The sequence below is a fragment of the Peribacillus sp. NPDC056705 genome (assembly GCF_043656335.1).
In genome coordinates this window covers 46,842-61,802 of sequence record NZ_JBHTYI010000019.1, presented here as the reverse complement: position 1 = coordinate 61,802, position 14,961 = coordinate 46,842, and the positions used below count along the sequence as shown (strand labels likewise).

The 14,961-nt window shown below is 43.6% G+C and carries 12 protein-coding genes; 7 read left to right on the top strand and 5 right to left on the bottom strand.

Annotation, left to right across the window (positions count from 1 at the left end):
* Positions 1-119: 119 nt before the first annotated feature.
* A complete protein-coding gene (gene brnQ / locus ACFRAK_RS19510; protein WP_387603050.1) occupies positions 120-1,451 on the bottom strand; it encodes a branched-chain amino acid transport system II carrier protein in 1,332 nt (443 codons plus the stop codon).
* 367 nt (positions 1,452-1,818) lie between these two features.
* Between brnQ and ACFRAK_RS19505 the strand changes: the two genes are divergently transcribed.
* Complete coding sequence (locus ACFRAK_RS19505; RefSeq protein WP_394572272.1) at positions 1,819-2,385, top strand: sugar O-acetyltransferase; 567 nt, start codon at positions 1,819-1,821, stop codon at positions 2,383-2,385.
* Between the two features lie 43 nt (positions 2,386-2,428).
* Here the strand turns inward: ACFRAK_RS19505 and ACFRAK_RS19500 are convergent, their stop codons facing one another.
* Positions 2,429-3,073, bottom strand: coding sequence for an SDR family oxidoreductase (locus ACFRAK_RS19500; protein ID WP_394572270.1), 645 nt, complete (start codon positions 3,071-3,073; stop codon positions 2,429-2,431).
* 359 nt (positions 3,074-3,432) lie between these two features.
* On the opposite strand from ACFRAK_RS19500, the gene ACFRAK_RS19495 reads away from it, so the two are divergent.
* The 3 genes from ACFRAK_RS19495 to ACFRAK_RS19485 all read left to right on the top strand — a co-directional run bounded on the left by ACFRAK_RS19495 (position 3,433) and on the right by ACFRAK_RS19485 (position 5,206).
* Positions 3,433-3,696: a CD3324 family protein gene (locus ACFRAK_RS19495; protein ID WP_101225543.1), complete on the top strand. Its 264-nt coding sequence runs from the start codon at positions 3,433-3,435 to the stop codon at positions 3,694-3,696.
* A 159-nt stretch (positions 3,697-3,855) separates the two neighbouring features.
* Positions 3,856-4,491 carry a FusB/FusC family EF-G-binding protein gene (locus ACFRAK_RS19490; protein WP_349729882.1) on the top strand — a complete coding sequence of 212 codons (636 nt, stop codon included), beginning with the start codon at positions 3,856-3,858 and terminating at the stop codon, positions 4,489-4,491.
* A gap of 145 nt (positions 4,492-4,636) precedes the next feature.
* Positions 4,637-5,206, top strand: a complete 570-nt coding sequence (locus ACFRAK_RS19485) for an MEDS domain-containing protein (RefSeq protein ID WP_387603060.1) — start codon at positions 4,637-4,639, stop codon at positions 5,204-5,206.
* Between the two features lie 389 nt (positions 5,207-5,595).
* On the opposite strand, the gene gltD is transcribed toward ACFRAK_RS19485, so the two are convergent.
* Positions 5,596-7,077 carry a glutamate synthase small subunit gene (gltD, locus tag ACFRAK_RS19480; RefSeq protein ID WP_387704947.1) on the bottom strand — a complete coding sequence of 494 codons (1,482 nt, stop codon included), beginning with the start codon at positions 7,075-7,077 and terminating at the stop codon, positions 5,596-5,598.
* A 16-nt stretch (positions 7,078-7,093) separates the two neighbouring features.
* Positions 7,094-11,644 (bottom strand): glutamate synthase large subunit, encoded by a 4,551-nt coding sequence (gltB, locus tag ACFRAK_RS19475; RefSeq protein ID WP_394572267.1) that lies wholly within the window; start codon positions 11,642-11,644, stop codon positions 7,094-7,096.
* A gap of 133 nt (positions 11,645-11,777) precedes the next feature.
* On the opposite strand from gltB, the gene gltC reads away from it, so the two are divergent.
* The 3 genes from gltC to ACFRAK_RS19460 all read left to right on the top strand — a co-directional run bounded on the left by gltC (position 11,778) and on the right by ACFRAK_RS19460 (position 13,949).
* On the top strand, positions 11,778-12,680 hold the full coding sequence (gltC, locus tag ACFRAK_RS19470; RefSeq protein WP_387603069.1) for a glutamate biosynthesis transcriptional regulator GltC: 903 nt from the start codon (positions 11,778-11,780) through the stop codon (positions 12,678-12,680).
* Between the two features lie 150 nt (positions 12,681-12,830).
* A complete protein-coding gene (locus ACFRAK_RS19465; protein ID WP_394572283.1) occupies positions 12,831-13,226 on the top strand; it encodes a spore coat protein in 396 nt (131 codons plus the stop codon).
* A 123-nt stretch (positions 13,227-13,349) separates the two neighbouring features.
* On the top strand, positions 13,350-13,949 hold the full coding sequence (locus ACFRAK_RS19460; protein ID WP_394572265.1) for a hypothetical protein: 600 nt from the start codon (positions 13,350-13,352) through the stop codon (positions 13,947-13,949).
* A 632-nt stretch (positions 13,950-14,581) separates the two neighbouring features.
* Here the strand turns inward: ACFRAK_RS19460 and ACFRAK_RS19455 are convergent.
* Positions 14,582-14,764 (bottom strand): hypothetical protein, encoded by a 183-nt coding sequence (locus tag ACFRAK_RS19455; protein ID WP_387603074.1) that lies wholly within the window; start codon positions 14,762-14,764, stop codon positions 14,582-14,584.
* Positions 14,765-14,961: the final 197 nt, after the last annotated feature.

Genomic DNA, 14,961 nt, shown 5'->3' with positions numbered 1-14,961 from the left:
TAGAAAAGCGCGTCCAAGGGAGACCCCACAGGCGCAAAGAGCGCCGAGGAGGCTCCCGGACCGCCCGCGGAAAGCGAGTGCCTGGAGGCAACGTTATTCGAAGTTCATTCTGATATCCCTTAATAGGCTTCCTTAGGGTCACCTTTCATAAGGTATACCATATAGCCCAATACACCGCCGATGATGGCAGGAATCACCCATCCCACCCCTACACTATATAGTGGAAGGTATTGATTGAAAAGGTCCGAAACAGCTTCCATTTTAATGCCTGATGCCACTATTCCATCCATTATGCTGATGATCGCCGTTAATAATAAGCTTCCTAAATATACCTCCGATTTCCCTTTGAAAAAGGAATGGAAGAATGTTAGAACAATCAAAACGATCGCTACAGGATAAAGAGCCGTTAACACAGGCACTGTAATCGAAATGAGCTTGGTCAAACCTACATTGGCAACAGCCGCACTAAAAACAGCGAAAATGACGACATATGATTTATACGATACAGCAGGCAGTATTTTATTGAAATAAGTAGCACAAGCCGTTATCAAACCGATGCTTGTCGTTAAGCATGCAGCGATTACAATCAATCCTAACAACACGGCACCAGCCGGTCCGAAAAAGTGATTAGAGGCTTGAGCCAAAACGTCTCCGCCATTCCCCAGCTGACCGAGTTTTTCCACACTTGTTGCCCCTACATAAGTCAATGACGTATAAACGATCACCAACAAAGTGGCAGCTATTATGCCAGCTTTCACACAAGATCTTAACACTTCTTTTCTTGATGTTATCCCTTTATCTTTGAATGCATTGATGACAATGATTCCAAATGCAAATCCGGCCAGCGTATCCATAGTCAAATACCCTTCTTTGAACCCCTTAAAGAAAGAATTATCTGAATAATCAACTGCTGGTGACTGGATTTCACCCATTGGATTAATGATGGCTACCACAATGAGGATCCCGATGAAAATCAATAATAATGGTGTTAATATTTTCCCGACGATATCCAGCATTTTTGATGGATTGATGGATAATAAACAGGCAATTCCAAAGTATATGATCGTGAATATCAGCAATGGTAAAAAGCCGACATCATTAGAAAGGAAAGGTTTAATCCCTATTTCGTAGGATACACTCCCTGTTCTGGGAAGTGCGAAAAGCGGTCCCAAAGACAAATAAAGAACGACTGTGAAAATGATGCCGAATAATGGGTGTGCCCTGCTTGCAAGCGATTGAACATCATTTTTTCCCGAAAAACCAAATGCCAATATTGTAATGAATGGCAAACCGACCCCAGTAATGATGAATCCTAAACTGGCCGTCCATAAATTAGTCCCGGCGGATTGCCCGAGCATGGCAGGGAAAATTAAGTTTCCTGCACCAAAAAATAAAGCAAAAAGCATTAACCCTGTTACAATGATAAAAGAAAGTGGTGCTTTCTGTGTCATATAGAGCCCTCCATTGTGTTGATTATCTTAACGAAGAAAAGAGTCGTCCATCAATTTCCCGTAAAAAAAAGTGCCAAGAACTGCGAACGTATTCTACCTATCTGTTAAAATATACCTTCATGAAACTATCAATCATCCATAACTCTCCTTACTATAAAATCAGGCGGAACGTTTGTCAAAGTTATTTCATTCATTATTCGGAAAAATCTTTCTTTTCTAATTTCTTTTTCAAGAAAATGAGCGAGGCATTTAGATTCAACAGAAAAGTTGAGTAAAAAGTACTGCAATTTATTTTGCAGGAAAAATATTTCAATATTCTGATATCTGCCAAAACCATCTAAAAACCAAGTAAATAGGAGGAGTTAACATGAATACGGAAAAAGAGAAAATGGTGAGCGGGGAACCTTACATGGCCGCTGATCCGGAATTAGTAAGAGATAGGGAAAATGCCAGAAAGTTGACCCGGTTATACAATCAGACAACGGAAGGCGAAGGAGATGAACGAACTGCCCTGCTGAAACAGCTTTTAGGTTCCACTGGTCTAAATGTATATATTGAACCCACTTTCCGTTGTGACTATGGATACAACATTTCTGTCGGGGAAAACTTTTATGCTAATTTCGATTGTGTCATTTTGGACGTTTGTGAAGTGAAAATTGGCAGGGACTGCATGTTGGCTCCCGGAGTGCATATCTATACAGCCACACACCCGCTGGATCCCTTTGAACGCAGCTCTGGAGTGGAATACGGAAAACCTGTTACGATCGGGGATCATGTATGGATTGGCGGAGGGGCCATCATCAATCCTGGCATAACAATAGGGAATCATTCCGTCGTCGCTTCAGGGGCAGTCGTAACAAAGGATGTTCCTGAAGGCGTTGTTGTCGGCGGAAACCCAGCGAAGGCCATCAAGCATATTGAAGGAATTAAATAAGGCAGGGCCCACTCACCCTGAGCGGCCCTGCCCTCCTTTTTCGTTAAATTTTCCTTAATGCTTCCGCGATTGCAATATCACCAGAGATTAAATCAAATGAACGCTTGTAGGTATTTTCTTCAGTTAAAGAAGCAAAAATCGTTCGAGCCACATCTTCACGGGCGATCGAACCTCTCTCCAATTCTTCGGCGGCTGCCACTTTGCCTGTCCCCGGTTCATTCACCAGACCGCCTGGCTTAATGATGGTATAATTTAAATCGCTTTGTAACAATGCCCTATCCGCGTAGTGCTTGGCCACATAATATGGTTTGATGGCTTCATTCCAGTTTTCGCGATTATTGGCCTGAAAAGCACTCACCATGATGAATCGGTTGATTCCCAAGTTTTCTGCCGCTTCAATCGTTTTTACAGCACCATCCAAATCAATCAACAGCGTTTGATCAGCACCGGTGCTTCCTCCGGATCCTGCTGTAAACACGATGGCATCGCAGCCTTTTGCCGCATTCGAAATCTCATCCACCGATCCGGTTAAGCTCACGAGAGCAGATTCAATTCCCTTTTTCTCTAAATGCTTACTTTGTTCTTCTTTACGAACCATTGCCCGTACACTATGTTCCGGGCTATCTTTTAATAAATCTACAAGATATTTACCGATCTGCCCATTTGCCCCAACTACGAATACTTTCATAAAGGTCAGCTCCCATAATGGTTAGTTTGGTTTCCATTCAAATTATTTCATGGACTCAGAACATTATCAAACAATCAGCCCGCCGAGTCATCTTTAACATTGGAAATAGTTTGGCAACCACCGTTATATATTTTATAATAAAAACAATACGTGTTCTTCAGGGACATAACGGGGAGGTGTAAAGATGGCAATCAGAATGTTAATGCCACCTTCTGCAGCATCTCATGCAAAGCCCAGTATTGGAGGCGATACTTTGCATGGGGTTGAATTAAGCTAAACTTAATCGCCCGCCTTATCATTTCTAATATTCGGCTTTGCACCTTATTTCATTTTAAAAAAAGAATAAGGGGCTGGCAGAAATGAAATATGTAAAAGCGACGGCCGTTTTGCCTGAAAAGCTGATCGTTGAAATTCAAAAGTATGTGCAAGGTGAAACCATATATATCCCTAAACCTGAAAAGGCCCATCACAAATGGGGAACCCGTTCGGGATCAAGGGAATTGATCGATGACCGAAATGCCTCTATTAAATATGCATTCAAAGACGGTCATACCATCCATCAATTAGCAGAGGAACATTTTCTCTCCGCGGAAACCATCAAGAAAATCGTTTATTCCAAATAGGATTGCATGGGTAGCACTGGTAATGATATCAGTGCTATTTGTATGCCGAGTTTGTTTCTTAGTCGTTTTCCCCCTTTTAAAGCAGATGCGATTTCTATAAAGTAAAGAAAAACGATATCATGTGAAAAGTAACGAGCAACAGAAACAGGAGTGAAGAAAATGGAAGCTTTTATCAGGAGCGAGCAGTATAACTTCATAAAATCCCAAACACAGATTCTCATAAATGGACACGCGACGGCCAACGATAAGGATGTGATCAACACCCTGAAAACAGTCGCCAAAGAACGAGTATTAAGCTTATTCAGCGACCTGAGCGAAGAGCAAAAACAACTGCTGGATCCAGTAGATACCATTAAAGATCCCGCACAAGCCGAAGCCTTTCTCTTACAGGTAAAGCCATTTGTGATCCCATTTAAAGTAGTAACCGAAAAAACGATAAAAAAATTATTTCCTAAAGCAAAGAAATTAAAAGTCCCTTTGTTGGAAAACATTGATTTGAGAGAGATTTCATATTTGGGATGGGATGATGTCGGTTCCGGGAAAAAATTCATCATTGCCCCCCATCATAATAAACTCACCGGATTGCATGGAACCATTAAACCTGCCAACAAAAAAGGGATCTGTGCCATATGCAGTCGCTTTGAAGAAGTAGGGATGTTTATGTCTGAAACAAAAGGAACCGTCCAAGGGACATTTATTAGAAAAGGGAATTATATTTGTCTGGACAGTATGAAATGCAACCAGAACGTAACAACTTTGGATAAAATGACTGACCTAATCGAGCGGCTGAAATAATAAGGAAAAGCGATCCTTCAATGGCGAAGGATTGCTTTTTAGTTTTTGCTAAGCACGAAGCGGTCAGTTTAAAAAATTCCCATTTTTGTCCCGCTTATGGAATTCAAGTATAATTGAAGCGATACAGGAAAGAAGGATTGATATATTGAAAAGCAAAATGAATCAGTTGTTCCAAGACCAAAAAAACGTTCATGTGCTGTATTCCTATAATGAAATGGAAAAGTACATTAAACAAGTTTTGAACTTCATCCAAGATGGCATCGCAGCGGGAGATTATGTCATTCTTGTTGAAAATGACCGTATTTACCCCATTATTCATAAAGAACTGGGCACACGGTTAACGAAAGATCAAATGGAGTTCCTTCACTTTGTGAACAACTTCGATTTCTATTGTTCAAGCGGCAGTTATCATCCTCCTGCAATCGAAGAATACTTTAATAAAACGGTACAGCCCTATGTGGAAAATAAAATCTCTTTCCGATCATGGGCACATGTGGAATGGGCAACCATGGAAGAACCGCTGCATATAATAGAAGATTTTGAGAGAACAGTAGATGAAGCTGTAAATCTGATTTCGTTTCCTTTAATTTGTGCGTACAAAGGTGAGAGGATGCCAGACTACCTGAAAACCATATTGCTGGAAACACACCCTTATGTCCTAAAAGACGATGATATCATCATGTGTGAACAATACTTGCCATCTAGTTTGAAATAATAAACAACACGCTTATGAATTCTCCTAAGCGTGTTGTTTTCCGTTGGATTGATCATGAGTCCCTCGTGTATTTATACGGCAGTAATTCACCGATTTTCACCTTGACCGTTTCCCTATTAACATTCAATATGACAAAGCATTCTTTGCCATAATCCTAGATTAATTCCCGACACATCTCGTGAGTTTCGGCGTTTTACTCGTGAGTTTCGGCCATTTACTCGTGAGTTTCGGCGTTTTACTCGTGAGTTTCGGCGTTTTACTCGTGAGTTTCGGCCTTTTACTCGTGAGTTTTGGCCATTTACTCGTGAATTCCAATCATTCACTCGTGAGTTCCACTTTTCCCACCACAAAAAAAAGAAGCACCATTATGGCACTTCCTTTTTTTAAAATTAAGGCAAAACCGTTGCGCCCATCAAGTAGCGGTCCACTTCTCGCGCTACTTCGCGGCCTTCATTGATTGCCCAAACGATGAGGCTTTGCCCTCTCCTTGCATCTCCGGCAGCGAAAACTCCTTCGACATTCGTTTTGTATTCGCCATAGACGGCATCAATTTTTTGATTTACTGTTTCTACGCCAAATTGAGTTAATAGCGGCATTTCGGTTCCTTCAAATCCGATTGCGATGAAAACGAATTGTGCAGGCCATACTTTTTCAGTTCCTGGAACTTCCCTGAAAATGTACATTCCGTCTTCGCCTTTGATTTTCTCCATTGAGATTGTGTGCAGTTCTTTAACGTTGCCATTTTCATCGGCTACAATTTTTTTGGTTTGGATTGAATATTGTCGCGGATCTGCACCGAATTTCGCTTCCGCTTCTTCATACGCATAATCAAGGGAAAATACATTCGGATAGGCTGGCCACATATTATCGGATGTACGGGCCGTCGGAAGGATTGGATGCTTCCCGAATTGCACGACGCTCTTACATTCCTGGCGAAGGGCAGTTGCGACACAGTCAGCTCCTGTATCCCCGCCGCCGATGACGATGACGTCCTTCCCCTTTGTGTCTATGAACTTGCCGTCTTCAAAATTGGAGTCCAACAGGCTTTTAGTCGAAGTCGTCAAGTAATCCATAGCAAGGTGGATGCCTGATGCCTCGCGTCCTTCAATTACCAGGTCACGCTGCTTTTGGGCACCTGTGCAAAGGATGACTGCATCATATTGATTTTGCAGTTCTTCGGCTGTTATATCTTTGCCTACTTCTGTATTGGTAATGAAATCGATGCCTTCCTGGGTCAATAATTTAATTCGGCGTGCAACGACATCTTTTTCAAGTTTCATGTTCGGGATGCCGTATGTCAACAGCCCCCCTGCACGGTCTGAGCGCTCATAAACCGTTACCGAATGACCTGCCTGATTCAACTGGTCGGCACTCGCCAATCCAGCCGGGCCTGAACCGATGATGGCAATTTTCTTGCCGGTTCTGCTTTCAGGGATGCGAGGCGTGATCCAGCCATTTTCAAATCCTTTGTCGATGATGGTCCTTTCAATGTTCTTGATGGTAACGGCAGGATCGCTTATCGCTACCGTACAAGACCCTTCACAAGGGGCAGGGCAGACGCGCCCGGTGAATTCAGGGAAATTATTCGTTTTCGATAAACGGTCCAATGCTTCTTTCCATCTGCCGCGGTACACCAAATCATTCCACTCCGGGATCAGATTATGAATCGGGCAGCCTGTTGTGACCCGGTTCAATTCCATGCCCATATGGCAGAAAGGGGTGGCGCAGTCCATACACCGCGCTCCCTGTGTACTTAACTTTTCATCAGAGAAAGGAGCTGTATATTCTCTCCAGTCACTTAAACGAGTGAGAGGATTCCGGTCTTTTGGTTTTTCTCGCGGGTAATCCATAAATCCTGTTGCTTTTCCCATCTTTCTCTCCCCTTCCTTACTGCATCACAGCTTGTTTAGTGATTTTTTTATCTTGAACGGCATTTGCTTGGAAAGCACTCATGATCGCTTCTTCATCCGTTAGCCCTGCACGCTTCTGCTCATTGATGCTTTTGATCATCCGTTTGTAATCTTTCGGAATGACTTTTACGAATTTCTTGGCAAAATCCGCCCAGTTCTCCAGTACATACGATGCTTTGGCACTTTCAGTATAATGAACGTGGCTGTAAAGCATTTCTTTTACTTCGTTTGCATCATCCATATCATCAAGCGTCTCGAATTCTATCATTTCACCATTGCATAATGCCTTGAATTCTTCTGCATCATCAGCAAGTACATAAGCGATGCCGCCTGACATGCCCGCCGCAAAGTTTTTGCCGACGTTGCCCAGAATGACCACGCGTCCGCCTGTCATATACTCACAGCCATGGTCGCCAATTCCTTCAACGACGACGTTGACTCCACTGTTCCGTACTGCAAATCGTTCTCCCGCACGGCCATTCATGTAGGCCTCGCCGCTTGTTCCACCATATAAGGCGATATTTCCGGCAATAACATTGTCCCCAGCCTCAATCTGATTGCCAGCAGGTGCCGTGACAATGATCTTTCCGCCAGATAAGCCTTTCCCAACATAGTCATTGACATCACCTGTCAAATACATCGACATCCCTTTTGGAATGAACGCACCGAAGCTCTGGCCTGCCGATCCCGTAAAACGGAGTGTGATCGTATCTTCAGGCAGCCCTTCTTCTCCATAGCGTTTGGATACTTCACTGCCGACAATCGTTCCGACCACACGGTTCACGTTTGTAATCGGGAAGCTGACGTCCACCTGGGTTTGGTCATCCAAAGCAGGCTCCACAACCGGTAAAATCTCACGGATATCCAGGGATTCATCAATTTTATGATTTTGGGGAAGTTGATACGTACGTATCCCCTCCGGTTGGAAAAGAAGTGTCGTCATGTCCAGATGCTTCGCTTTCCAATGGTTTTGCGCCCGCTCGCTCACTTGTAAAACATCAGTGCGGCCGACCATTTCTTCCAGTGTTCTAAATCCAAGCTCGGCCATCGTTTCCCGCACTTCCTCAGCGATGAAGCGCATGAAGTTCACGACATGATCCGGATCTCCTGTGAATTTGCTGCGAAGCTCAGGGTTTTGAGTAGCTACCCCGACTGGACATGTATCCAAATGGCAAGCACGCATCATAACACAGCCAAGGACCACAAGCGGTGCTGTAGCAAAGCCGAATTCTTCCGCTCCAAGGATAGCTGCCATGACCACATCGCGTCCCGTCATTAACTTTCCATCCGTTTCAAGGACTACACGGCTGCGCAGGCCATTCAGCATCAATGTTTGGTGTGCTTCGGCAAGGCCCAGCTCCCAAGGAAGACCTGTATGTTTGATACTTGTTTTTGGTGATGCCCCCGTACCGCCATCATACCCGCTGATAACGATGACATCCGCGGCTCCTTTGGCCACACCGGCTGCAATCGTGCCTACGCCTGCTTTTGATACAAGTTTGACGCTGATCCTGGCATCACGGTTCGCATTCTTCAAATCGTGAATCAGCTGTGCCAGATCTTCAATCGAATAGATATCATGATGCGGAGGCGGTGAAATCAGGCCGACACCTGGTGTGGAACCACGGACCTCCGCGACCCAAGGATATACTTTGTTCCCTGGCAGCTGGCCGCCTTCACCCGGCTTTGCACCTTGCGCCATTTTGATTTGAAGTTCATCTGCATTAACAAGGTAATGGCTTTTCACTCCAAAACGACCGGATGCAATTTGTTTAATTCCGCTGCGGCGGTCATCGCCGTTTTCATCCAGTTGGTAACGGCTAGGATGCTCCCCGCCTTCCCCGCTATTGCTTTTTCCGCCTAAACGGTTCATCGCAATCGCTAAAGTTTCATGTGCTTCCTGACTCAAAGAACCGAATGACATCGCGCCCGTTTTGAATCGGCTGACGATGGATTCCACGGTTTCCACTTCATCTATGGAAATGCTTTGGCGTTTCTGATCGAACGAGAATAAATTCCGTAAAAACCCGAGTCTCTCTTCATTCGCCATGTTTGAATATTGCTTAAATAAATTATAGTCGCCTTTCCGGCAGGCCCATTGCAGTGTATGGATCGTTTTAGGATTGAAAGCATGATGTTCCCCTGTTTTTCTCCATTGAAAATCACTTCCGCTTTCAAGGGTTCGGTCAAGTGAATCGGCTGCAGCTTTCCTATGGAGAATCAGCGCCTCATCTGCGATCGTTTCCAAATCGATCCCACTAAGCTGCGATGCCGTACCGCTGAAATAGCGTTCGATCACTTCAGCACCGATTCCGACCGCCTCGAAAATTTGTGCGCCGCGATAACTTTGTATCGTTGAAATCCCCATTTTCGACATCACTTTTACGATGCCTTCTGTCAACGAGCGTACATATTTCCTTACCGTTTCTTCGTAGCTGATGGACAAACTGCCTTCCAATACCGCCTGCTTATATGTTTCATAAGCAAGGTATGGGTAAATCGCATCCACTCCATACCCGATCAGGGACGCATAATGATGGACTTCCCTTGCTTCCCCCGATTCAACGATAATGCTCACTTTGGTACGGTTCCCATGACGGATCAGCTCTTGATGTAGGGCACTCGCAGCCAGAAGAGAAGGAATCGCAGCTTTTTCTTTGCTCATATCCTTGTCAGATAATATCAAAAGGCTGACACCATCAGCGATCGCTTGTTCTGCTTCACGGCAGATGCGATCGAGTTCACTATCTAAATCTTCTGAAAATAGAGTGTGAATGACTTTGCTCCTGAATTCAGGATAGGCATTTTCTTTCAACTGCTGCATTTGGCCTGGCGTCAATACAGGTGAATCCAATTGAATGCGGCGGCTGTTCGTTTCATCCGGTTTCAGCAAATCTCCTTCCGCACCCAGAAATGTCATCGTTGACGTGACGATCTGTTCACGAAGTGAATCGATTGGCGGGTTGGTTACCTGTGCAAAAGATTGCTTGAAATAGTTGAATAGCGATTGCGGGCGATCTGATAAGACCGCTAATGGAATGTCATTCCCCATGCTGCCAAGTGGATCTTTGCCTTCGTTAATGACCGGCAGTAAATATTTTTGGACATCTTCATACGTGTATCCGAACGCTTTTTGCCTGAATAACAAATCACTCAATGGCTCCCCTTCGAGCACAGGTTCTTCGTCACGCAATTGAACAAGCTGTTCGTCCAGCCATTGCTGGTATGGTTTTTCCTGAGCCATTTCCGACTTGATCTCTTCATCGGAGACAATACGGCCTTCCTCTAAATCTATTAAAAGCATTCTGCCTGGGCTTAAACGATCTTTATATAATACATTCTCCGGCTCCACATCGATCACGCCGACTTCGGATGAGAATATGATGTAATCATCTTTTGTCACATAATACCTTGCCGGCCTTAAACCATTTCGATCAAGGATGGCACCGATTTGCTTGCCATTCGTAAAGGATATGGCCGTCGGACCATCCCATGGCTCCATGAGCATGCTATGGTATTCGTAAAATGCCTTCTTTTCCTTCGTCATATGCGGATTCTCCGTCCACGGTTCAGGAATGAGCATCATCGCCGCATGTGCCGGCTTACGCCCGGCAAGCACGAAGAACTCAAGTGCATTATCAAGAATCGAGGAATCACTGCCGTCTATATCCAGAATAGGCAGGACCTTTTGCAAGTCATCCCCGAATGCTTCCGACACGAACTGCTGCTCACGCGCTTTCATCCAATTCACATTGCCCCTAAGCGTATTGATTTCGCCATTATGGATCAGGTAACGGTTTGGATGTGCCCGTTCCCAACTAGGAAAAGTATTCGTGCTGAAGCGGGAATGCACTAAAGCAAAAGCCGAAACGAAAGACTCCTGTTGAAGGTCAAGATAAAAAGCATCCACCTGCTCTGGCGTCAATAATCCTTTGTATACGATCGTAGCACTTGAAAGGCTTGCAAAATAAAAACGTTTGCCGCGTTCACGGGCCCAGTTTTCAGCTTGTTTTCTGATAATGAACAATTTACGCTCAAAAGCTAAATCATCTGTCAGCCCAACGCTTGCCCCGATGAAAACTTGGCGGATCGTCGGACATGTCTCCTTGCCGACCTCCCCGATTTTCGTTGCATCAACAGGAACCGTTCTCCAGCCTAATAGCGTTTGGCCCTCTTGTTCGATAAATGCATTCAAACGAGTTTCGATTTCATTCCGTTCATCATCATTGTTAGAGAAAAAGAGCATGCCTACACCATAGCGTCCTTTTGCCGGCAAATTCATTTCCGGGCATGCCAGCCTGAAATATTCATCAGGAATCTGTACCATTAATCCTGCGCCATCTCCTGTAAGGGGATCGCTGCCTTGTCCGCCGCGATGATCTAATTGGCACAGCATATCCAGTCCTTGTTTGACGATGTCATGTGTAGCAAGCCCTTTTAAATGAGCGTATAAACCGATCCCACATGCATCATGTTCAAATTCAGGATGGTAGAGCCCTTGTGCTTTTGGTATTTGATTGTATGTCATATTAATCGCCCCCATCGTATTCTTACACCGTTATGTCACTTACATTTATTCTAGGTTTTCAAATCGATATAAACAATATATAATTCTAGTAGAATCTATCTCACTTTGAGATGAATGCCAGGAGGATGAATAAATGGAACTACGGCAATTACGTTATTTTGTTGAAGTCGCCGAGAGAGAACACGTCTCTGAAGCCGCAGAGCACTTGCATATTGCACAATCAGCGATCAGCCGGCAAATCTCCAGACTGGAAGATGAGCTTGGCGTTCTTTTATTCGAGAAAATCGGCCGTAATATCCAGTTAACGCCCATCGGTAAAATTTTCTTGATTCATGCAAAAACGGCGATACAGGCGATAGAATATGCCAAATATCAAATTGATGAGTTTTTGGACCCTGAACACGGAAGCATTAAAATCGGGTTCCCGACCAGCCTTTCCACCCATTTACTTCCTACCGTCATTTCCGCTTTTAAAGATGAGCAGCCGAATATCGGCTTCCATTTAAGACAGGGATCTTATTCCTCGTTAAAGGAAGCTGTCAAAAATCGCGAAATCGGATTAGCCTTCCTTGGGCCGATTCCGACAAACGATCCAGATATCGAAGGTCATATCCTGTTCACGGAAAACATTTCCGCTTTACTGCCGATAACGCACCCATTGGCCGAAAGGAAAAGTCTGCGTCTAAGTGACTTGCGAAATGATCCCTTCGTCTTGTTTCCAAAAGGATACATCTTTCACACTATCGCTCTCGAAGCATGCAAAGCAGCCGGTTTCACACCGAACATCGCCTCGGAAGGTGAAGACATGGATTCCATAAAAGGGCTCGTATCTGCCGGAATCGGAGTCAGTCTGCTCCCTGATAGTACCTTTTATGAAGTCATTCCAAGACTGACTGTCAAAATCCCGGTCGATTCACCCGAAGTCAAACGGACTGTCGGCATCATCACTTCCAAAAACAGGGAGTTGGCACCATCAGAAAAACTTTTTTACCAATTTACCAAAAAGTTCTTCTCTGTTCTCGAGCAATATCAATAAAAAACGGCGATCCTCCTGAACTGTGAATGTGAAGGAAGATGGGACAGCCTTTTCCATTAACAAATAACGTAACAAGATTATTCGTTCGGGAGGAATATACATGAAACACTTGAGCTTCATGAATTGGTCGCCGCCCAGTCCAATGCTCTTATGAAATTTAAAAAAGCTTATCCGAAAATAAAAGATCCCATTTTAAAAACGATATATAGGCAAACGATCGATTCCCTTACTCAAAACATCATGGATCTGCTGAAATTTTATCCATTGACGCCTAAGACGGGCCGGGATGACGCATCAGCCGCTGCTGCTAGGGAATTGCTGATTTTTGCCAAATCATCCATCAAAAATTATGCTGGTACCATTACTGAAACAGCCACCCCTTCCCTTCGAAAAGTATTTAGGAAACATTTAAATGGAGCCATCGATACCCACGCCAAGATATTCCACTACCTTTATGAAAGAAACCTCTATCCTGCTTACGACTTGTACCAATTGCTTCAAAATGACGTCGATGTTTCCAATCAGACTCTTTCTCAACCATTCTAAATGCAACAAAAAGGCAAGCATAACGATTGCTTGCCTTTTTGCCGTGTCCCAATTTCACTATAATGTTATAATATACAAGATTTGGTTTTAATCAGGTAAATAGTATACAAGAGGTGAAAAAACATGAAAAAGATCTTTCTATCCATCATCCTATCCCTGACCTCACTTTCGTTAGTCGCCTGTAAGGCTGATGAGCCAAAATCCGGGAATAACCTTTCAGTTCCTGAGTTGACTGCAAGGGAAAAAGCCATCCTGGAGAATTCTAGTGAACATTCCTTTCTTATCGATTTCAATGTTGATGATACATACAAGGAGATGTCCGTCTGGGTCGAAAAATATGAATTTGGCAAACTTGTCGAACCAGAAATGGGACGCATGACGACTGCCGTCAGTGATAATGGGACAATCATCTTTACGACCTCCAAAACGATTGCAGATCAAAATCAGTCGATGTTCAACATCAGCATTCAAAATGACGCTGGTACGGATACAGCTACTTATCTTGAAACCATTGGTGAAATGGAATCGAGCGTATGGGGCAGTGCTGACGAACTCAAAATAAACAGCACAAAAAAGCTTGTATTGGCGAGTATTTGTTATTCAAACGGAAATGAAGGCATACGTTCACTTTCCAATGATTTTTATGGTGATAGTGATGGCCATATGGACGAGTTGAAGAAATTCGATGTCGTCTATCTTCTGAGAAGTGAATTCACTAAATGAAGTGACAAATGAAGGGGCAAATGAAGGGGCAAGATAAATCGAACTTGCCCCTTCATTTTTTTCATTTCGCCCTATTTACCGCATCAAGACCTCCCCGCCCAGTCATCTCCCTAGCCTTACAGTAATCCCAATTTGCCTCCCGACGAATTACATATATTCCACATCAAGCTAGAGAAAAACTCATGCTTTAAGAGCAATTCAAGATCGAAGTGGCGGAGTTGGCGGATCCACAAGCAAAAGAGAGTCCGCCAAGGGCTGACTCCCATAAATTCATAACCTCTTATTATTCTTATCTATATTAGTGAATTTTTTAAAGTTTTCATTTCTAAGTGAATACCAGCTACTTTATCATTAATATTTGTCACAATTAATCCAACATCCATAAAAAGGGGGTTGAAGGCAGAAGCATTTGGGTGTAATCTTTAAAAATAAAAAAACGGAAAGAAGTTCTTTAATTGAAGAAAATCATCCTCCTCTTTGCAGCAGTAGTCATCGCGAGCTCTCTCGGACATCAAATAACCGGCGGATATGTGGATCCTCGGAAATCCCGCCCTAGGTATTTACATTTTAAATAAGGAATCCGCTTTTGTGCTGGATTCCTAATATTTTCGGAAGTATTTAATCCCCTTAAATTAATCACTTTCCTCATTATTTCTCTCTACTATCAGATCACCCTCATTCGATATATAACCATCATTATCTATTTTTTCAATAGACACGTTATAGCCATTTTTCAGTTCTATCTCGATAGGTTTTTTCCCATTTTCATCAATTTCCCACTGAATGGTTTGCAAACTTTCGGTTTTCCGTTTCATCCTTTATATCGACAAACACTCGAATGTTATCGGATGTCCTTGATAGTACATAATTCCCCGCTTGTATTTCTGTACCGACACCGCTCATCACCGAGCGGTGTTTTCATTCATTTTCTCACAAAAAAAACCGTTTAACCTGTAAGTTAAACGGCCTTCACTGCTATTTAGATTTTTTAACGGTTACTTTTGTTGCTTTT